The organism is Turicimonas sp. TL08, from assembly GCF_054660695.1.
In genome coordinates this window covers 93,093-113,268 of sequence record NZ_BAAGDP010000005.1, presented here as the reverse complement: position 1 = coordinate 113,268, position 20,176 = coordinate 93,093, and the positions used below count along the sequence as shown (strand labels likewise).

At 42.4% G+C, this 20,176-nt stretch carries 16 protein-coding genes; 5 read left to right on the top strand and 11 right to left on the bottom strand.

Annotated features, from left to right (window positions below; genetic code table 11):
- Positions 1–3 precede the first annotated feature (3 nt).
- The 9 genes from ACYQ4O_RS04130 to dnaA all read right to left on the bottom strand — a co-directional run bounded on the left by ACYQ4O_RS04130 (position 4) and on the right by dnaA (position 11,962).
- A complete protein-coding gene (locus ACYQ4O_RS04130; protein WP_460174828.1) occupies positions 4–756 on the bottom strand; it encodes an ABC transporter ATP-binding protein in 753 nt (250 codons plus the stop codon).
- On the bottom strand, positions 741–1,490 hold the full coding sequence (locus ACYQ4O_RS04125; protein ID WP_308513591.1) for an ABC transporter permease: 750 nt from the start codon (positions 1,488–1,490) through the stop codon (positions 741–743). Before ACYQ4O_RS04125 ends, ACYQ4O_RS04130 begins: the two co-directional genes overlap by 16 nt.
- A 57-nt stretch (positions 1,491–1,547) precedes the next feature.
- The gene (locus tag ACYQ4O_RS04120) at positions 1,548–2,216 is read right to left on the bottom strand and encodes a BON domain-containing protein (RefSeq protein WP_308513590.1); all 669 of its coding nucleotides are present in this window, start codon (positions 2,214–2,216) and stop codon (positions 1,548–1,550) included.
- 1,155 nt (positions 2,217–3,371) lie between these two features.
- Positions 3,372–4,220: an NAD(P)H-dependent oxidoreductase gene (locus ACYQ4O_RS04115; RefSeq protein ID WP_460174827.1), complete on the bottom strand. Its 849-nt coding sequence runs from the start codon at positions 4,218–4,220 to the stop codon at positions 3,372–3,374.
- Between the two features lie 575 nt (positions 4,221–4,795).
- Positions 4,796–5,200, bottom strand: coding sequence for a hypothetical protein (locus tag ACYQ4O_RS04110; protein ID WP_460174826.1), 405 nt, complete (start codon positions 5,198–5,200; stop codon positions 4,796–4,798).
- 156 nt (positions 5,201–5,356) lie between these two features.
- A complete protein-coding gene (locus ACYQ4O_RS04105) occupies positions 5,357–6,298 on the bottom strand; it encodes an ABC transporter substrate-binding protein (protein ID WP_460174825.1) in 942 nt (313 codons plus the stop codon).
- A gap of 486 nt (positions 6,299–6,784) precedes the next feature.
- A complete protein-coding gene (locus ACYQ4O_RS04100) occupies positions 6,785–9,400 on the bottom strand; it encodes a DNA gyrase subunit B (protein ID WP_460174824.1) in 2,616 nt (871 codons plus the stop codon).
- Between the two features lie 38 nt (positions 9,401–9,438).
- Entirely contained in the window at positions 9,439–10,557 is a 1,119-nt protein-coding gene (dnaN, locus tag ACYQ4O_RS04095; protein WP_308513585.1) for a DNA polymerase III subunit beta, read from the bottom strand.
- Between the two features lie 25 nt (positions 10,558–10,582).
- Complete coding sequence (dnaA, locus tag ACYQ4O_RS04090; RefSeq protein ID WP_460174823.1) at positions 10,583–11,962, bottom strand: chromosomal replication initiator protein DnaA; 1,380 nt, start codon at positions 11,960–11,962, stop codon at positions 10,583–10,585.
- Between the two features lie 480 nt (positions 11,963–12,442).
- Here dnaA and rpmH point away from each other — a divergent pair, with 480 nt between their 5' ends.
- From rpmH to ACYQ4O_RS04065, 5 genes are all read left to right on the top strand, one after another.
- Positions 12,443–12,583: a 50S ribosomal protein L34 gene (gene rpmH, locus ACYQ4O_RS04085; RefSeq protein WP_066594663.1), complete on the top strand. Its 141-nt coding sequence runs from the start codon at positions 12,443–12,445 to the stop codon at positions 12,581–12,583.
- Between the two features lie 11 nt (positions 12,584–12,594).
- Positions 12,595–13,035 carry a ribonuclease P protein component gene (locus ACYQ4O_RS04080; RefSeq protein ID WP_308513583.1) on the top strand — a complete coding sequence of 147 codons (441 nt, stop codon included), beginning with the start codon at positions 12,595–12,597 and terminating at the stop codon, positions 13,033–13,035.
- Positions 13,035–13,346, top strand: coding sequence for a membrane protein insertion efficiency factor YidD (gene yidD, locus ACYQ4O_RS04075; protein WP_066594667.1), 312 nt, complete (start codon positions 13,035–13,037; stop codon positions 13,344–13,346). The genes ACYQ4O_RS04080 and yidD overlap by 1 nt, the downstream gene beginning before the upstream one ends.
- Complete coding sequence (yidC, locus tag ACYQ4O_RS04070; protein WP_066594669.1) at positions 13,336–15,039, top strand: membrane protein insertase YidC; 1,704 nt, start codon at positions 13,336–13,338, stop codon at positions 15,037–15,039. Before yidD ends, yidC begins: the two co-directional genes overlap by 11 nt.
- 209 nt (positions 15,040–15,248) lie before the next feature.
- Positions 15,249–16,433: a multidrug effflux MFS transporter gene (locus tag ACYQ4O_RS04065; RefSeq protein WP_460174822.1), complete on the top strand. Its 1,185-nt coding sequence runs from the start codon at positions 15,249–15,251 to the stop codon at positions 16,431–16,433.
- Between the two features lie 110 nt (positions 16,434–16,543).
- Here ACYQ4O_RS04065 and ACYQ4O_RS04060 read toward each other — a convergent pair whose 3' ends face one another.
- Both ACYQ4O_RS04060 and ACYQ4O_RS04055 read right to left on the bottom strand, forming a co-directional pair.
- Positions 16,544–18,223: an aromatic amino acid ammonia-lyase gene (locus ACYQ4O_RS04060; protein ID WP_308513580.1), complete on the bottom strand. Its 1,680-nt coding sequence runs from the start codon at positions 18,221–18,223 to the stop codon at positions 16,544–16,546.
- Positions 18,224–18,506: 283 nt separating this feature from the next.
- The gene (locus tag ACYQ4O_RS04055) at positions 18,507–20,159 is read right to left on the bottom strand and encodes an HAL/PAL/TAL family ammonia-lyase (RefSeq protein ID WP_460174821.1); all 1,653 of its coding nucleotides are present in this window, start codon (positions 20,157–20,159) and stop codon (positions 18,507–18,509) included.
- Positions 20,160–20,176: the final 17 nt, after the last annotated feature.

The following is a 20,176-nucleotide window of genomic DNA, read 5'->3' as shown; positions in this document are numbered from 1 at the left end:
TCCTTATTTAAAAACAGAGTGTAAGAGATAATTTTGATAGTTCAAAAGACGAGAATCTCCAATTTGCCGAGGGGTTTCTACGTCGATTTTTAAATCCTTTTCGGCTTTCCCATGATTCAGATAGATAACTCGATGACTAAGAAAAACAGCCTCATTTATGTCATGAGTAATCATCAGCATCGTCATCGATAGTTCTTTTTGCAGTCTGGAGAAATCAGACTGTAACTTAGTTCTGGTCATAAAATCCAGAGCACTAAAAGGTTCATCTAATAGGAGAATATCCGGTTTAGATATAACCCCACGGGCCAAACCAACACGTTGAGCCATCCCCCCGGAAAGCTCACTTGGATACAAGTCCTGAATATCACCGAGACAAACTAACTCGAGAGCTTCTTTAACAAGTTTTTTTCTAATTGTTTCTTCTTCATGACGAATGGGAAGCTCAAGATTCTGTCCTACCGTTTTCCAAGGAAGAAGCCGAGCTTCTTGAAACACGTATGAAATTCTCGGTTCTTTAATTTCTTGTCCGTCTTTGTCATAAAAAATGACCTTTCCTTCGTCGGCCTTTTCAATTCCGCTGATGAGCTTTAAAAGCGTTGTCTTACCGCAGCCGCTTTTACCGATAACGGTTGTAAGTTCATTGGCAGAGATATCCAAAGAGAAATTATCAATTGGAGTGATAATGCCTTTAGCAGAGTTAAAACTTTTCTTTAAGTTTTCTATTTTGATTCCGGAAGCCATTATTTCTTCATCCAAGGAGAAAATTTATGAGTAATCCACACAAATAACTGATCTCCCAAAATGCCGAGAATGGCAATACTGAAAATGCCCACAAACACTTTATCGGTTTGAGACATTTCGCTCGCGTCTCCAATCAGATATCCGAGTCCTGACGATGCTGCAATCAACTCGGCACCGACCAACGCTCTCCAGGAATAACCGAATCCCAAACGAAGTCCGGTAAGAACGCTGGGAAGGGATCCGGGAAGCTCTACATGGAAAAATTTTTCTTTTTTATTAAGACGTAAAACGGTAGCCAGCTCAGTGAAATTCTTATCTATCTGTCTAAAGCCTGATAAGGCATTGAAGTAGATAGGAAAGAAACTAGCCAAAATTACGATAGCGACTTTTGAAGCCTCTCCGATGCCGAGCCAAAGAATAAGCAAAGGAACCAATGAGAGAGGCGGGATGAATCGCAGGGCTTCCATTACCAACTTCAATCTGCTCTCGGTTTTAGTCGAGTAATAGCAAATATAAGCAGTTGGAAGCGCAATTAAAGCTGCGATGCAGAAACCGCCCAAAGATCTCATGGAACTGGCCAAAATATGGGTTCCTAAGGTCCCATCTTTGATGAGTTGCCCAAAACTTTCTAAGACCTGCTCCGGAGGAGGAAGCAAGAAGGAGTTAAAAATGCCTAAATGTGCAACGAAAGCCCAGACGATCAAAATCACCGCCGGAACAATCAGCAAATTAAAAGCATTTTTACTCACTTGGAATCCTCAAAAATTTTTGTTATTTTAAATGAGAATTATTATCAATTCACTATTTTAATTTATAGGAATTGTTTCTGCTCCGGTCTGGACTTCCGTTTTTTCAGTGACTGCGGAGGGGTTCTCTTTGATTAACTTTCTTCTCTCCAATTCTTCCGGCGTAATGATTTCCATGAGAGTCACCACTTTGACAACTCCGGGGACTTTAGCGGCCACTGCAGTGATGATATCTGCCTCGCGCTGAGTTACCGTTCCCATCAAATAAGCGATTCCTCGGTCGACGGTTACTTTCAGAGAAGTTAACGTAACATCCTTATTATCTAGAAGAGCTGCTCTGACTTTACTTGCTGTTAACGAGTCGTTCATTCTTGTAGTAAAAGGAACGTTATTCATTACTGCCAGTTCGTTATAGACGTTAGTTACACCGTTAATAGACTTAACGATTTCACCGGCCTTTTCTTTGTCATCTTCAGAACCGACTTCGCCGGTCAGCAATACTCTCCCTTCGTAGGCCGTAACCGTAATATGACTGGAGGAGAAATTTGCTTGAGCCAACTGGACGCTAGCCTTTGTTTCAATTACTCCGTCATTAGTTACGTCACCAACGCTGCGTCTATCGACTGCAACGGCTGTTCCACCTACGGCAGCTGAACCGATAAGTACCGGGGCACAGCCGCTAAGGACCAAAGAAGAGGTTAAACATGTCAATACTAAAAGTTTTTTCATCAATAACCTTTTTTACTTTGTGTAGAAAACATTTTATTCACTTAACACTTGGTAACTTTACTCGATTATTTCCTTTTTGGATTGTCTGATTTCAATTATTGGAAGTGGTGAAGAACCGATTTAGGCGAAAAAAACTCTCAACTTATGTCAGTAATTTGTTGACAATATTTGAGTAACTTATAAATTTTGTGGATAAGTGCACTTTTTAAAAGTTATCCACAATTCGTCTACATTGATTTCTTATAAATATCCACAATGCAAATTAATATTAACTTATTGTTATTAAATAATTTTTATAAGTTATCAACGAAAAATTCAAACACTTCTATATCTATTTAATAGATAATATATACATAGGAGATAAAGAAGCTGCCTTCCGAAATGTGTAAAAGAAAAGACAACTATCTTTGAGCAAATCTCGATCAAGACCTAATCAATAATTCTTTTCTTCCTTGCTGCTTCTTGAGAATTAAGCTCACTGAAGATTTTGAGCTAAATTTTTTAACTGTTATTTAGCTCAAAACCCACAAATATTGTTAATTCTTTGATTTAATAAAAGATTTTCTTTATAGAAATCCATCAAAATACAACCTGTCTTCCTGGTTAAGATTTTGTATTGCACCGGTAGCAAAGAGGCGGAAAGAAATAGCTTATAGCCGGCAATAATAACTGGAAGAGAAACTTGCCGAAAATCTGATTCCTATATAGTCTGTTTGAAGCCAGAATAATCCACAAAAATCTGTGGATAACGGTTGGTTTTCTTGTGGATATTAAGATTACAAAACTTTTGCCTGAGTTATTCACACACTCTCTACCAAGTTATTAGTTTGATTTCAACACTCACAACATTTATAACTCTTTGAAAATAATCAAACAAATTAAGTTATCCACAAAAAAGAATATGTCTACTATTACATCTCCATAAAAATTATACAAATGACAAGATATAAGTAGTTCAAGCTAAATAAGTGAATAACAACGGAGTTGCTATTTGGGTAAGAAGATCGCTAGAAGCGGGACCCCGCTCCGGTGAGGACGCAGACATAAGTCTGCGGTAGTTCACAAGCGATCCGTCAAATGAAGCTTGATTCGCAGATTCTCTTGATACTTCATCTTTGTCAGATCGCGTTATCTATCCTTAATTTAGAGAAGAGTTTATTTGTTGTTGAAAAAATCTCTATTGAGGCGAGCCTCTAATACTTTTGCCAAAATCTCTAATTGCTTTTTGTACTCGGGATCGGTGTTCTTCGGACTTTGGTCGTTGACGAAGCGTCCCATATTAGTTGCGCCCCAAAAACCTGCGGTGTCATCATCAACAACTTTATAAGCATTCAAGTACTTATCCCATACTTTATCTAATTTTCCGATACCATCTCCCACTGTACCTTGGCCGCCTCCAAGCCAACCAGCATTCATAATGGTATAGATGCCTTTTCCTTTGAGCATTCCTTCTAAGCCTTTGGGAGTGTCCTTATAAGCGAACTGCTTAGAAAAAACTCTCTCCATATAACCTTTGGTTATTGCGTTTGGGCTATCGTGCCAATTCGGATAACAGAAGATAATGTAGTCAGCTTGAGAAACAAATTTTTGCTCAGGAACAATGTCTTGTGGCGTAGGACCAAAGCCATCTTTGGCGTGGTAAAAGGTTTCCGGAGAGAGAACCGGATTGAATTTAAGCTTGTATAAGTCTCTTACTTCAACCTCATATCCTTTTTGTTTAAAAAAATTGATGGCCGAATTAACCAAAAAACCTTCTAAAGAGCTCTCGAAACGCGGATCTCCAACAACAAATAAAACTTTCTTGGCTTTACTGTCAGTAAAGCCTGTAGAAACAGCTGTAACACGAAGAGATTCGGGAACAATCGTAGCGGATGTTATTGCGTCGATGCTTTTATTTTCTGTTGTCGGCTTCGGAATAGACGCTGAAGAAACGGCATCAGCAGCATGAACTGAAAATGAAATAGCAGAGAGGATGGAAAGAAGAAGAGTCGTTGACTTAACCATAGATAGCTCCATTTAGCATTGCCTCAGGAATCGGATCATTTACGCGACGCCTAGAGGCGAAGATTAAAAGATCACGACGACGGCGAAACGTTAAAGGAGGCACAGAGTGCTACCTAGCCATGACTGTAGCTTTGTAAAAGCGTTTTTCATTTTAGCTCGACAGAGAGAAGGCTTAAAGCCGGGAAATTCCCGGATACTACTTGGTAGTCAACTCACAACTTTGTGGTTGTGAAAAATTTCATCAAAAAAATTGACTGCTAATAATCCACAAAAAGATGTGAATTGTTGTTTGATTCTTTGTGAATATCTTTTGGCTTCAGAGAAAAAGAAAATTATCCACAAAACACATACCAAGTTATCAGGGATTTTTTAACAGAGTAAACAATTCTAATAGTTTGAAAATATTGAATTATTTAGAATTATCCACAGAAAATAGTTTCCCTTCTACTATTACTTTATTGAGATCTTAATTTTTAATAAGATCTAAGTAGTTCAAACATTTTCCGTGGATAAACAAAAAGCTACCTTAGAGAGAATCCTAGCGGATAAATCAACAAAGGCAGCTTAGTCGTTTTTTAAATACTGACGATTTCAGTCTTAACGATTTCTTTCATCTCAGAATTCAATACGGCATCATAAAGTTTGCCTTTAAAGCCAATCCATACCTCAGTTTCTTCTTCATTAGCAGTGCCGGTATAGAACTTTCTACCAGCCTTTAAGAATTCAGGTGTGATTACTCCTTCCTTGGCCGTAATTTTCATTACTTTGGAGCCATATCCAATCTCAAAATACAGTTTTCCAAAGATGCATTCCGGAGCATCAACAAATTCGTCCGGAAGAACCAAGAAACGTTTTCTTGTAACGCACCTTCCGATCATTTCTGCAGAATCAGTAATACCAGGACCGGCAAAAGCAGTTTTGAACGTAATGAGATTTCTCCGAGCTACTTCTCCTTCAGGAACCAATTCATCTAAAGCCATTTTCAGCATACGGAAGCACAATGCTAGACCGCCGCATCTTTTTAGGCCATGGTATTTTTCTCAATCTTCCAACGTAAACGTGGTGATTGTTTTTCCATTTTCGGTAACTTTGATTTCTTCAGTTTGCATTTCAGTTCTCAATAAAAAAGTAAAACGTTATTCAAAGGCAACGGGAAGAATGAGGTTGGCTGTATCGACATCTTTTCTCATCATGTTGTTTTCTTTCAAAAACTTTTTATTGACCTCGAGATCTTTAATATCTTGAGGCGTCATCGCAGAGAAGTAGTGACTTCTAGAGATTAGCGTCTTTGAATTTTCTACAGAAATGCCGTGCTCTTTAGCTCCCATTTCTGCAGTTTTTTCAGGATTCTTATTCATCCAGTCAAGAGCCTGTTTATAGACTTTGTTTACGCGGGCTACGATATCCGGATGTTCTTTCGCAAATTTTTCTGTTGTTGTCATGACTAATGTCGGCTGCACTAAACCTTCAGCAGAGACGATGGTTGGTGCACCCGCTTTGTTGGCTTTAATTAGTGCACTACTTGCGACCAAAGCAGCATCGGCTTGACCTGCCAGAATTGTACTGAGTGCTTTGGGAATGCCCATACTTACGAACTCAACGTCTTTTTCTGTAAGACCTTCTTTTTCTAAAGCAGCGACTAAAAGCTGATGAAGGAATGTTCCTTTAGGGCCAACAACTTTCTTTCCTTTTAAGTCTTTGAGGGAGAGGTTGGTACCAGGCTTAGAGACAAGCGCGAAATTCGAGGTTGGCCTTGCTAAACCTGTCACTACTCGAATCGGCAGTCCTTCCGCATTAATCATCAACAAAGCGGCTGTATTCATGTTTCCGGCAATATCAAGAGCGCCGGCACCCATCGCACGAGCAGCTTCCGGACTAGTTCCCATGTTATGCCAATTGACTTTGATGCCGTCTTTTTCGAATTCTTTCTCTAACAGCTTGTGGTCCTTCAAGACTAAAAGCTGAAGAACAAACGGTGGTTTAACATAACTGATGTTTAGTTCAGAGATAGGTGCCGAGGCAAAAGAAATTGAAGAAAAGAAGAGAGCCGCTGAGGCCGTAAGAACCTTGAACTTCACGAAATTCTCCCTGGAAAATCAACGAGTTTCTGACTCAAAAATGAGAAAAAGAAAAATAAAAGATAATGAGAATTATAATCATTTATTAACACTTTCTTAACATACAAAATAAGAAAATGCTTTTTGAGCCAAAGGTTTTGTTATTTTTTTTATTGTAATTGTTTGATTTATATATTTAATTTGAAATTAAAATTCCAATTTTCTTTCAAGAAAATCACCCTATTTTATGAGTCCTATAATTTTGTTACCGAAGAAAAATTCCTTTGTTGCAGAAGTACTATGAGACACAATAGTCAAAGGATAATGTAACACTATAGTTTTATTGTTTAAGTATCTGGCCAAGAAGCCTTCGGTTTAGTTACTTCCTATTTTTTACTAGTTAGACGGTTTTAGACGGCCATAGTGAAGGAGAGGATTTGTTGGGAGGCAAGTAATCAAAGAAAAAGCCCGACGGCTTGCATCGGGCTTATAAAGGAAATATACAGACTAGGTATCAATATTTCCGGCAAGAAGAGCATTGTCTTCAATAAACTTTCTTCTCGGTTCCACTTCATCGCCCATCAGCTTGGTAAATGTCTGATCGGCAAGAATTGCATCGGAGATTTCTACTTTAAGAAGTTTTCTGTGGCCCGGCATTAAAGTCGTTTCTGCCAGCTCTTCTTTGTTCATTTCACCGAGGCCTTTGAATCGGGACATACCTTTCAAATTAGAACGCCCTTCTTCTAAGACTTTAGTCAAGGCTTGGCTGAAGTTCTGGACTGGTTGAATATTGTCTTTATTGCCTTTTTTGCTGACAACGCAGGCACCTTGCTTCAGCAAAGTGCCGAAGACCTTACCGGCTTCTTCGAGCTTTCTGAAGTCGTCTGTGGAAACAAAGGACGGAAGAATCTTGGTTTCAATTATCTTATTGAAGCTCTTTCTCTGAATAAGAATGTAAGGTGTTCCTTCAGAGTCTTTCTGAACGGAAATCGAGACAGCCGGATCAAAAACTCTCTGTCTTAAAGCTTGCACGGATTCATTGACTTTTTCATCATCGGAAAACTCAACGGAGGCACCGGCAGCGATGGCTTCCAAAGCAGTCGGATCAATAAATCTGGAGAAGTGACTGATGACGGTCTGGGCTTCGCTGTACTCCAAGAAGAGTTTCTTCAGCTCTTCTCCTTCGATAGGCTGATTAGCTGCTCGGGCCTCTTCAGAAACATAGAGAACGGAGTTCTTGATACCAAGATTGACCAAGAATGTATTCAGCTGAACATCGTCTTGCAGATAGATCTTGATATCCCTGCCTTTGTCTTTCTTGGTAACAACGCCGTTATCACCGTCCTCACCGCTCTCATCCTCGTCAGCTCCCTTAGGAATTTCAACGCCGCTGAGTTTGCTTGGAGGCAATGTGACTTTGTAAAGAGGAGGCTGTGCAATGAAAATATGACCCTGCTCAATCAGTTGCGGAACTTGTCTGTAGAACAACGTTAAAAGAAGCGTTCTAATGTGTGCACCGTCAACGTCCGCATCGGTCATGATAATGACGCGGTTGTAGCGAAGATTGTTGATGTTGAAATCTTCACCGATACCGGTTCCTAAAGCAGTAATCAGCGTTGTAATCTGCTCGCTGCTGAGAAGCTTCTCTAAACGGGCTTTCTCAACGTTTAAGACTTTGCCTCGAAGCGGAAGAATCGCTTGGAATCTTCTGTCTCGTCCTTGTTTGGCGGAGCCGCCGGCGGAGTCTCCCTCCACCAGGAACACTTCACAGAGCGCACGATCACGTTCGGAGCAGTCTGCTAACTTGCCCGGAAGACCTGCAGTATTTAGGAGGCCTTTACGGCGTGTGTTTTCTCTGGCTTTTCTTGCAGCATCGCGGGCGCGTCCGGCGTCAATAATCTTCTGACAGATAATCTTGGCGTCTTTCGGATTTTCTTGAAGGAAGCTTTCTAAACCGGCTCTGACAATTTGTTCAACTGCCGGCCTAGCCTCTGAAGAAACAAGCTTGTCTTTTGTCTGAGAGCTGAACTTCGGCTCAGGCATCTTGACGGACAATACACAAGTCAGACCTTCACGAGTGTCTTCACCGGAGAGCTCGATCTTGTCCTTCTCTTTCTTATTCGGATTCATCTCGTTGATGTAGTTCTTCAAAACGCTTGTCATCGCGCTTCTCAAACCATTAACGTGAGTTCCGCCGTCTTTCTGAGGAATGTTGTTGGTGTAAGCCAAGAAATTCTCAGAATAGCTGTCTGTCCACTGCATGGAGACTTCTACATTAATGATCTCGCCGGGATTAATTTCGATGGACTTGTTGATGTAGAAGATGTTGTCATGAATCTTGGTCTTGCCTTGGTTGATAAATTCAACAAAGCCTTGAACACCTCCGGCGTATTGGAAAATTTCATCTTTTCCTGTTCTCATATCAGCAAGATGAATCTTTACGCCGTTATTTAAGAAAGAAAGCTCTCTCAGACGGGTAGAAAGTGTTTCATAAGAGAATTCAACTTTTCCGAATATCTCTGCGTCGGGTAAGAAGCAGACTTCCGTTCCTCTTCTTTCGGTTTCTCCGGAAGTGTGCATCGGAGAAACTTCAACTTCTCCGTTAGCAGTTTGAACTTTTTCAATCAAGCGGTCTTGAAGAACGCCTCTCTTAAAGTCTAAATAACGTTCTTTCCCTTCTCTGCGGACAATTAGGCGAAGCCAGGTGGACAGTGCGTTTACGCAGGAGACGCCGACACCGTGAAGACCGCCGGAGACTTTGTAGCTGTTTTGATTGAACTTACCGCCGGCATGTAGCTCGGTTAAAGCAATTTCCGCAGCACTTCTCTTCGGTTCATGCTTGTCGTCGAGTTTTACATCCGTAGGAATGCCGCGCCCGTTGTCTACGACAGAAATAGAATTGTCAGAATTAATTGTCACGTTGACGGAATCAGCAAAACCTGCCAAGGCCTCGTCAATGGAGTTGTCCACAACCTCGAAGACTAAGTGGTGCAGACCGGTACCATCCGAAGTATCTCCAATGTACATACCCGGTCTTTTTCTGACCGCTTCTAAGCCCTCTAAAACCTGAATGGAATCACTTCCATAGGCCTCAGCTGAGTTTGTTTGTTCTACGTCGCTCATTACTACTTTACCTACTTACTGAATTTATTTTTGCTGCATTAGATCCTGACGGGCATGACGACAAACTTGAAGTTTTCGCTGTCAGGAACGCGAACCAACCCTGAGCTGAGAGGTCCGCTTAAAGAGAATCTGATCTTTTCTGTCTTGACTACTGCCAACATATCAAGGAGATAGGAAATATTGAAGATAATTTCCATTGGCTCGCCTTTGTAGTCGATTTCAATTTCGTCGATGGCTTCTTCCATATCGGCATTAGTGGTAGCAAGGACCAGACGATTTTCGGAGAGAGTCCAGCGGACATTTCTAACCTTGTCCATAGAAAGAATTGCCACTCTCTGCAATGTCTTAATCAACTGTTCTCTGTCAACCATGAATTCTTTATCGTTCTTAGTCGGGATAACACGTTCGTAATCCGGATATTTACCTTCAATTAGTTTGGAAAGAATATCAATATTGGCAAAATGAACTTTAATCTGTTTTTCGGAAATGCTGATTTTGAGCATTTCTTCTGTATCAGGAATCAAACGGAGAAGCTCTCTTGCTGTTTTCTTCGGAAGAATAGCTTCGCATTTTCCAGCAAACGGCTCATCCAATTCGTTTTGGAACAAAGAGAGTCTGTGACCGTCTGTACCAACTGTTCGTACGATATTGTTTTCAGCAGAAACATAGACGCCGTTTAAGAAATAGCGGACATTGTTGACTGCGGCGGCAAACTGAACCATAGCCAGCATGTTTTTAAACTTCATGCATGGCATAGAGAAGGAATACTGGAATTCCATCTGCTCTTTCATAATCGGATACTGATCAGCATCGATAGTCTGCAGATCAAATTTGGTTCTTCCGGATTTGATAATGACGTGATTATCAGAGTAGAAGATGGAGACTTCTGCGTCATCGGCGATAGTAGAGAGAATGCCGCAGAGTTTGGCTGCAGAAACGGTAGTGGCAAAATCCTCGTCGCCCACACCGATGGCTGCATCCGACGTTACTTCAATCTGTTCATCCGAACCGGTGAAGGTGACCTTCTGTCCTGTTTTGCGAATCAAAATATTTGCCAGGATTGGAATGGTATTTTTCTTCTCTACTGCTCCGCTGACTGCCATAATCGGTTTGGCGACTTCAGCTTTAAAACCCTTGATAATCAAATTGTCTGCCATTTCTAATTTCCTTTAATAGTATTTTTTACGCCCAGTTCTTCAAGGACTGCTCAATGAGATGGAGAGTATGGTTCAGCTCCGGATCAGCAGCTCTTTCTTTAGATATTTTCCTCACGGCATTCAATACCGTAGTGTGGTCTCTGCCTCCGAAGGAACTACCGATATCCATAAGAGATTTTTGAGTCAATTCCTTGGCTAAGTACATAGCAATCATTCTGGGTTTGACAATGCTCGCCTTTCTGGAGGATGAATACATATCAGCAATCTTGATGTTGAAATGCTGAGCCGTTTCTTTTTGAATGTTTTCCAGAGAGATCGGACCGGTAGATGTCATACCGCGAAGAGCACGTGTAGCAAGTTCAACAGTGATTGGAGCGTTGTAAACCTTTGCATTCATGATGACGGTATTAAGCGCGCCTTCGAGTTCTCGAATGTTGGTATTCATTCGTCTGGCAATGTAATAAGCTACATCTTCAGGAAGTTCCAGTCCTTGCTGTTTTGCCTTTTCAAACAAGATGGCCGCTCTCAGTTCAAACTCAGCCGGTTCAATACCGACGGATAAGCCTTTTGTCAGTCTTGAAATCAGTCGGTCGTCAAAGTCGGAAAGCTGACGTGCGTAAGTATCGCAAGTCATGATGATCTGCTTATTGTTTGGCAGAAGAGTTTCGAAAATACCGAATAAGTGATTCTGGGTACCGCCTTTCTTGGCCAACAGCTGCACATCGTCCATCAGCAGAACGTCTAAAGTTCTGTAGGTTTCATCGAACTTCTTAATCTTGGCATCGGAAAAAGTGCCTCCGCTGGAGAGATCAACGACCTCTCTAACGAAAACATCAGCAGAAACACAGCGGATCTTTGCCTTAGGATTGTTTTCTAAAATCCTGCGTCCGATTGCATGCATCAGATGGGTTTTGCCTAAGCCGACCCCGCCGTAAATGAAAAATGGATTGAATTGAGTACCCGGCTGGGAGCTCACAATCTCAGCACTGCTTCTGGCAACTTCGTTAGCTTTACCTGTAACGAATGTATCAAAGGTTAGTCCGCGGTGAAGTCCGCACTGTTCTGCCAGCTGGTCGATCGAAATTTCAGGTTTAACTTCCTCACCCGGTGGATCGAACAAAGGAAGTTCGATTTCTGTCGGAATGATCGGATTGACAGTCTGCGCAACCAAAAATTTTATGGTTATAGGTTGTCCCGCAACTTGAGAAGCAAGAGACTGGAGACGGTCTGCCCAGTTTTTTCTCAAATACTGAAGATGAGGCTGAGAGGGTACAGTCAGAGTGAGCTTACCTTCCGCTTCTTCAGGGGACTGGTGATAATCAATCTTCTTAAACCAGGTCGCATAAATGTCAGACGAGACATTTCCCCGAAGCTCTGTTAAAACTTTTTCCCAAATATTCTTCATTTACAAAGGGTTATAAAAGAAAATAAATAATCCGGATCAGAATAAAGACAATCCCGGACAATCCGACATTTTACCTTTATTTGAACGCTTCTTCTTGTACTTAAAGAGGTAGACCTCGCGGATTGTCAGGAAAATTTATTGCTGTAGCGCAACAGGAATCTGCCTTGAGACAAGCCGAGAAAAAATCGTAAGAAATTTTGAGTGCAGAAGACTCGTATTTACAGGCCTACCCATATGTTTTTACCCAGCGCTCTAAGCTCATTTATGAAGCGCAATTGCTAGAGGAGAAATTTAGATATTTTGATTTTAAATTCAATAGTATTTTGTTGTAACAATTTCTTTTAAGGAGAAATTTGACACCGACTACCCAATTGGAGCTTATAATACTGAACTTTTATTTTACGACACCTGTCTCTTATGCACAGGTAATTGATTTTTGAGTTTAACGCAACTAAGCAAACTCATTTAAAGGATTTTGAGATGGCAACAAAACGTACATACCAACCTTCTAAAGTTAAACGTGCTCGTACACACGGCTTCTTGGTTCGCAGCAGAACACGTCACGGCCGCAAGGTTTTAGCTGCACGCCGTCGTAAAGGACGTCACGTTTTAGCTCTCTAATTTTGCTGGAGATGACGAAGCTGAAAGATTCGTCGCTAGGGCCTGAGAAAAGGATAAAAAGTTCCTCAGAATTTTTAAGAATTCTACAGGCTAGATTTCCTGAAGCCACAAAGTGCTACTCTGAGTGGTTTGAGGCGAAAGCCCTATTTAAATCCGAGCATGCTCGGGTTAGGTACGGCTTTACTGTAGGAAAAAAATTTGCTGTTCGCTCAGTAGATAGGAATCTTGTTAAGAGACTGTTGAGAGAGTCGGCCAGAAGTAATTCAGCTGCTTTTGAGGCGTTGGCTGAAGAGAAAAAGGTCGGCTTGGACATCAACTTGAGATTGAAGAAAAAATACGTTTTTCCGGCTCAATCTTTGAAGTCTCTTAAACAAGAAATTCGTGCTGATGCAGATCTTTTAATGAAGAACCTGTACGACAAAGTGACTCAGTGTTGCAAAGGCGGGTCGTAATGCTTAAGACCATCCTTATTGCCGCAGTGAAGTCCTACAGGTTCCTTTTCTCACCCTGGGTTGGGCATAACTGTAAGTTTCTGCCTACCTGTTCTCAATACTCACTGACAGCTCTGGAAAAATATGGAGCAATCAAAGGTACTTATCTGACGGTCTGCCGTTTGCTTCGGTGTAGTCCTTTTACTAAGGGCGGCATTGATGAAGTGCCCGAAAAATTTAAATGGAATTGCTGGTGTAACGATTGCACATCCGGCAAAAATAATCCCTCGTTCTTGCAATCAACTATAGAGCAATCCAATCATGGGAAGTGACATTCAAAGAGCCCTCTTATGGATTTTATTCGGCTTGTCTGCGTTCATGCTTTATGACCGTTGGCAGGTCTATAACGGACATCCATCATTAATTGGAGCGGACACTGAACAGACTGCTCCAGCTAATACTGCCTCTAATGCTTCTGTAACTCCGCCGACTGCAACCGGTTCCGGCGTGGTCCCTCAGGAAGCAGCTCCAGCTGTTAAGAAAGCAGATCTGATTACCGTCGAGACAGATTTAGTGAAGTTGTCTATCGATCCTAACGGGGCCGTTATTGCTGGTTCTCAACTCTTAAAAGAAAAGCAGCAGGTACCTTGGACTGATGTCGGCTTGGTCGGAATGATTCTTGGCAATAAGCCTGAACCGGCCAAAGATGTCGAGCTCTTTACTGATAAGGGCAAAAAGATTTATGTTGCCCAGACAGGGTTGATTGGCGGTGCCTTCCCTACTCACAAGACAGAGTTCAAATTAGTTCCCGGTCCTTTGAAGTTGGAAGATGGTAAGAACACTCTTGAAGTTAAATTCGAAGGTGAAGCAGGCGGAGTAAAAGTTGTTAAGACCTATACTTTCGAGCGCAACCACTATGGCATCAAGGTTTCTCATCAAGTATTCAATAATACCGGTCATGAAATCAAACCTTCCGTTTATTACCAGTTGACTAGAGACGGTGATAAACCTGAAGGTGAAAGCACTATGGTCAATGCTTACACCGGTACAGCTGTTTACACGGAAAAAGAAAAATTCCAGAAAGTTTCCTTTGGTGACATAGCTGACGGCGACAGAGATTACCAAGTTAACGCTGACAACGGTTGGATTGGAATTATTCAGCACTACTTCGTTTCCGCTTGGGTTCCGACTCAAGGTGTAAACAGAGAGAACTACACGCGTAAGTTGGCTGATAACCTCTACTCTATCGGTTCTATTGCTGAAATGAATGCAATTGCTCCGGGAGCAAATGCAACTGCCGAAGCAGTTCTTTATTCCGGTCCGCAGGATCAGGAACGTTTGGAACAAATCGCTCCGGGACTTTCCTTGGTTGTCGACTATGGATGGCTTACATTCCTAGCCAAGCCGATCTACTGGCTCCTTTCCTTCCTCCACTCTATCGTTGGAAACTGGGGCTGGGCTATCGTACTCTTGACATGTATCGTTAAAGCAATTCTTTACCCGCTTTCTTTGGCAGGCTACCGTTCTATGGCCAAGATGAAAGATCTTGCTCCAAGAATGAAAGCTTTGAAAGAAAAATATGGAGACGACAAACAACGCCTTAACATGGCCATGATGGAAATGTATAAGACCGAGAAGATCAATCCGGTCGGCGGATGTCTTCCTATTCTTCTTCAATTGCCGGTTTTCTTGGCCTTGTACTGGGTACTTTTGGCTTCCGTTGAGTTAAGAGACGCTCCTTGGATTCTTTGGGTAACAGACTTAGCTGCTCCGGATCCATGGTTCATTCTTCCTGTTCTGATGATCATTTCTATGGTTATTCAGTTCAAACTTAACCCGACTCCTCCGGATCCAATGCAAGCAAAAATGATGGCCTTCATGCCGTTCATCTTCGGTGCAATGTTCATCTTCTTTGCTTCCGGTTTGGTTCTTTACTGGCTTGTCAACAACATTCTCTCTATTGTTCAGCAATATGCGGTAAACAAGCAGATTGAAAGAGACAGGCTAAAAAGGCAATCAAACTAGCCATTAAATAAAAACCTATTCCCGCTCCAAGAGCGGGAATATTTTGGTTCTGATGATTTACCCCTCTTTTACGAGGGGTTTGCTTTTTTTATTTGCTCACAAAACTCATTGAAAATCAAGTATTTTTTCTTTCGCATATTGAGTTCGCGCACTCGTATCTTTCTTGGTTCAACCTTTAGAATGTCGTCAGTTTAAAAATTAAATTACTGATGAATACCGCCTATCTTGTTTTTGTTTTAGGAATGCTTTCGGCCTTTGGGCCATTTGTCATCGATATGTATTTACCGGCACTGCCGGAGATGACACAAGTATTTGATTGTTCCACAGCTTCTGTTCAGCTTGGCCTTACCTTTTGTATGGTCGGTTTAGCCGTTGGCCAGCTCTTTTTAGGACCTATGAGCGATAAGTACGGCCGCAAGCCTGTGCTCTACCTTTCTCTGTTGCTATACATTGCCGCTACGCTACTTTGCTGTCTTTCTGAAGGTATTGAATTCTTTACTTTTGCTAGATTCCTCCAGGGTCTTGGAGGTTCGGGTGCTATCGTCTACTCCCGCTCGTGTCCGACCGATCTTTACTCCGGTAGACAATTAGCCAAAATGATCGCGATTGTTGGCGCGGTTAACGGTATCGCACCGGTCGCAGCACCTGTCATTGGCGGTTTTTGCGCAAAATTCATAGGATGGAGAGGAATTTTTTATGTCTTGCTCGGAATCTGCATTGTCATTACCGCAATGGTGATCCCTGTTAAAGAAACGCTGCCAAAATCAAAAAGAATTCAAGGTTCACTCCTCACTTCTTTTAAAGGTTTTCTCTCGGTGTATGAGGCCCCCGGCTTCGGGATTTATAGCACCGTATTCGGTCTCTCAATGGCAGCTCTTTTTGCTTATATTTCCTCTACTCCTTTTATCCTTCAGGACTTTTTCGGTGTATCTCAACTGACTTTTTCGCTTATCTTCGCGCTCAACGCCGTAGGAATTGCCATTGGAGCGATGCTTGCACTAAAAGTCTCTACTACACAAAAGGCAAGTTTTATCGGAAGCCTTATCGGTTTTCTTTGTGCTGCCGCCGGCCTCTGTATCTGCTACTTCTACCAAGATATATACATCTATGAGGCTTCTGTCTTTTTAATGCTCTTTTTCTGCGGTTTTATTTTTACGGGAGCGACAGCCACTGCGATGAATGCCGGACGTAAATACGCAGGAGCTGCTTCTGCCGTGATCGGTGCTGTGGGATTTATTTTCGGAGGACTTGTTTCTCCGATTGTGAGCTGGGGAACTATCCTTTTCACGAGCTTCATTATCTGCACTATTGCTTTGGGATTAAGCACATTGCTTCTGCTTGTAGGCGGTGAAAAAAAACACGGTGTGCCTGTTTCAACAGCTAAAACGCAATAAAAGCCGAGTTCATGTGCTTTGTTTGAACACGGCCTTTTGAGCATCTTATAAAAACGAAAGCCGAGATCCTAAGAGGATCTCAGCCTTCGTTTCCCAAGGAGAAAAACTAATTATTCAACCTTAACTGCAACAGTTTCCGGATCAAGATTCTTTAAGAATTCGACAGAGTTATTGACGTCATCTGTAAAGATTCTGTCTTCGCTGACAAAAGGTACAACCTTGCGGTATTGAGTCAAGAGTTTTTGTGTACCTTCACCTAACTTATAACCTTGCTCTTTCTGACGCATTTCAGCACCTTGCAAGTGATGCATCAATTCAAAAGCAAAGATTTCGTAGCCGACGTTTGTCATCTGGCGAAGTCTATCGGCAGTTTGAGCAACGTTATTGAACGTATCGTCGATATAAATGGAAGTCGGAAGTCCGTAGATAGTGACGTTGTTTGTTAAGCCCATGGCTTCGGCATAAAGACCGGAGACAGCCTGAGCAACGTTAGCAAAACAATCTCCGCCTACGTTTTCTTTAGCAACCAAGTACTTCTTCATCTTGGTTCTCTTATCATCAACGATTTGAACCATACGCCATGCGGAGTTATGCAAAACGTGAGCCATGGCTTTGGTCAAAGCTTCAACTTCAAGAGCCATTTGAGTGTAGTCGAAGTTAGCAACGGAGTTGATGTAGCGGCCTTTGTCATCGATGGCAAGAAGTTTTACAGCAGGAAGCTGGCTGTACCAAAGATCGTTTCTGCCGTTAATAGCAATAGCTGGGTTGGTGGAGCTGTGGTTCAAAGATGTGTTGACAATGTCTTTGAGGTTATCCAAGGCGCGTTCGGCAGCAGCTAGTGTCCATTGTGCACTTCTGAAAGAGAGCGGATCCTGAAGCTCGCGCTTGTCGTTTACGTCCCAAAGGTAGGAGCCTTTGAGCTGGGCAAGAATACTTTCCGAGACTTCATGGGCTTTCGGCCAACCTTTGGTTTCAATTGAGTGCCAAAGGAATGGAGAGACGTTTCCGTTCAAAGCATCTAAGCCGGCAGCTACGATTGCTGGGGACATCTTCAAAAGATGTTCTGCTCTCTTTAAAGAGTCAATCACAATGGCTTCGGAGACGTTGCCGTTGGACAAAATGGCAATACCGTCAAGACCGAACGGTTCGTATTTTTTCATGCCGATAATCTTATGAACTTCTTTTGAAGGCATGCGCTGACCATTGTAAATTACGTCCCACTCTTCCTGAAGAGCCAACCCGATGTGTGTAGGCCAGTTCAAGTCATTGACACCTTGAGAGCCGCGGCTGGGAATAAGCGGATAGACATCATTGTTGATGTAATTCATGTATGCATTCGCGGCCTCTTTTGTCATACCGGTGATGCCGGAAGCCATCTGGTTCAAGCGAATGATCATGCTCATTTTTACCAGACGGTTATCAAGCCATGGTTTGAGACCGGCAGCTTGAATTCTCATCTGACGTTCATTGAATTTAATAGAAGCAGAACGGTTCGGTTCTTTTTCTACGTCGCCGGTAACGACTTTCTGGTGTTTTAAGTCCCCGAAGTTAACAGAAACGCCATAAACGGAAATGCCGTTCTTTGTTGCATCCAGAATGGCCTGGTAGGACTTGTTGATGCGATCCCAGCCTTCCGGCGAAATTGTGACTTTCTCTCCGGGTTTTGACATTTCCCATAGAGTGTCAACGGTAAGGTCATTACCGGTTAGGACGTGCGTTGCGGCCCAGGTAGGAAAAGCAACAAGAACGCCTAAAGCTAAAAAGGACATTTTTAAGGTGCGCAGCTTCATTAGTTTCTCCATTGAAGATGAATATTGAGGTGGTTCGTAAAAGTTAGAGCTGATCAGTGAGGCGGAGAGCTCCAGGGAAGGCTCGAACCTTAGCCTTCAAATTTAATAAATATACCGTCCAGACGGTTTAGCAATAAAGTTAAAAAAAACTAAATTCCCACAATTTCAAATTTAGAGCTTAAAAGGCGTTCTGTTGTTTTCTTGATTCGGGAGGAACTGGCCTATCTATTTGATAGGGAGTTTTTTGAACTTGTTCTCTGTCCTCCCGATTCTATTTATTAATCTAGTTGGCGCCGAAGGATTTCAGGAATTGGACGCCGTTGTTTACATCGGGTGTAAAGACTCGGTCTTTATCGACAAAAGGAACGGCTTTACGATAGGACTGAAGGAATGCTCCGGTGCCCTCTCCCATCTTCTTGCCTTCTTCTTTTCTCATGTCCATGGCTTGAGCGTTGTGAAGCATCTCGTAAGAGTAGATATCGTAGCCTACGTCGACGGCTTTGGAGAGACGATCAGCAGTGAGATTGACGTTAGAGAATGTCTCTTCAATTCCGATTGATGTTGGTACACCGTATCCCAGGACACTATTAGTTAAACCCATGGCTTCCGCATAGAGGCCGGACATTGATTGAGCGATATTGGCAAAGCCGTCGCCGCCTTTATTCTGATTAGCAACCAAATAGGTTGGCAGTCCAGTTCTATGGTTGTCGACTAACTGAGTAGTTCTCCAAGCTGAAGTATGCATAACCTGAACCAATGCTTTAGTTAACGATTCAAGCTGGAGAGCAAGCTGAGTGTTGTCAAAATTAGCGCAGGAATTTACAAACACGTTGGGTTTCCCGGCTCTCATTTCATCAAGAACTTCAGCCTTGCTGTACCAAAGATCATTTTTTGCTTCGGTGTTGACGATTGGGTTATCGGTTGTATGATTGATTGCCGAATTCAGAAGATCCTTAGCCTGACGCAGTTCTTCCTGAGCAGCTGCGAGAATGTAGCCGGCGGATCTAAAGCTCAAAGGATCCTGAAGATAACGCTTGCTGTCTTTCTGCCAGAGATAAGATCCTTTAAGGTTAGCTAGAACGGCTTCGGCTGCTTCATGTCCTTGAGGCCAGCCTTTGGTTTCGACGGTATGCCAAAGGTACGGAGAAACGTTGCCGTTTAAAGCTTCCAAGCTTGTAGCAATCATGACCGGGCTAAGTTTGACCAGATAGTGTTCAGCTTTTTTAACGGATGCAACAGATTGGGCTTCTGCCACATTACTGTTGGAGAGAATGGAAATACCGTCCATACCGAAAGGATGGTAATCGGCTAACTTAAGTTCTTTGCGAACCTGTGCAGCCGGAACTCTCTTGCCCTTGTAGTTAACGTCCCATTCGCCCATCAGAGCTAAGCCGATATGGGTTGCCATGCTCAGGTCATTAGCGCCTTCCGATCCTCTTGAAGGAATAAGAGGATTGACGTCATTGTTAATGTATTCCATGTAAGCTTTTGCGGCCGCTTCGCTCATGCCGGTAAAACCTGCTGCCATTTGATTGACACGGATAACCATTGCCATTTTAGAGACGCGGTCATCGAAAAATGGTTCCATTCCAGCAGCCTGGATTCTCATCTGACGTTCATTAAACTTAATAGACGCAGAGCGATTTGGTTCGTCCTCGACAGTGGCTCCGGCTACTTTTTTCTCTTTAAGAGCGCCATAGTTGACTGTTAAACCGTAGATGTCTCTTCCGTCTGTTGCGGCATCAATCGGAGCTTTATAGGAGGCTTTAATACGTTTCCAGCCGTCTTCAGAAACCGATACAGTCTCTCCCGGTTTAGAAATTTCCCAAAGTTCATCGACGGTCAATGTTTTTCCGTCAAGAACATGCATAGCTGCAAATGCAGGAGCTGTAAGCATAAAACCGAATGCTAATGGAAGAATATGCTTGAAATTCATGATGTTCTCCTTGGTTC

Bases quoted from the DNA above. Each gene is read 5' to 3' on its own strand.
- ACYQ4O_RS04080 (WP_308513583.1), top strand. From the start codon at position 12,595: ATGACGAAGCTGAAAGATTCGTCGCTAGGGCCTGAGAAAAGGATAAAA.
- ACYQ4O_RS04065 (WP_460174822.1), top strand. From the start codon at position 15,249: ATGAATACCGCCTATCTTGTTTTTGTTTTAGGAATGCTTTCGGCCTTT.
- dnaA (WP_460174823.1), bottom strand. From the start codon at position 11,962: ATGAAGAATATTTGGGAAAAAGTTTTAACAGAGCTTCGGGGAAATGTC.
- dnaN (WP_308513585.1), bottom strand. From the start codon at position 10,557: ATGGCAGACAATTTGATTATCAAGGGTTTTAAAGCTGAAGTCGCCAAA.
- ACYQ4O_RS04100 (WP_460174824.1), bottom strand. From the start codon at position 9,400: ATGAGCGACGTAGAACAAACAAACTCAGCTGAGGCCTATGGAAGTGAT.
- ACYQ4O_RS04110 (WP_460174826.1), bottom strand. From the start codon at position 5,200: ATGGCTTTAGATGAATTGGTTCCTGAAGGAGAAGTAGCTCGGAGAAAT.
- ACYQ4O_RS04060 (WP_308513580.1), bottom strand. From the start codon at position 18,223: ATGAAGCTGCGCACCTTAAAAATGTCCTTTTTAGCTTTAGGCGTTCTT.
- ACYQ4O_RS04055 (WP_460174821.1), bottom strand. From the start codon at position 20,159: ATGAATTTCAAGCATATTCTTCCATTAGCATTCGGTTTTATGCTTACA.
- ACYQ4O_RS04120 (WP_308513590.1), bottom strand. From the start codon at position 2,216: ATGAAAAAACTTTTAGTATTGACATGTTTAACCTCTTCTTTGGTCCTT.
- ACYQ4O_RS04115 (WP_460174827.1), bottom strand. From the start codon at position 4,220: ATGGTTAAGTCAACGACTCTTCTTCTTTCCATCCTCTCTGCTATTTCA.
- rpmH (WP_066594663.1), top strand. From the start codon at position 12,443: ATGGCAACAAAACGTACATACCAACCTTCTAAAGTTAAACGTGCTCGT.
- yidC (WP_066594669.1), top strand. From the start codon at position 13,336: ATGGGAAGTGACATTCAAAGAGCCCTCTTATGGATTTTATTCGGCTTG.
- yidD (WP_066594667.1), top strand. From the start codon at position 13,035: ATGCTTAAGACCATCCTTATTGCCGCAGTGAAGTCCTACAGGTTCCTT.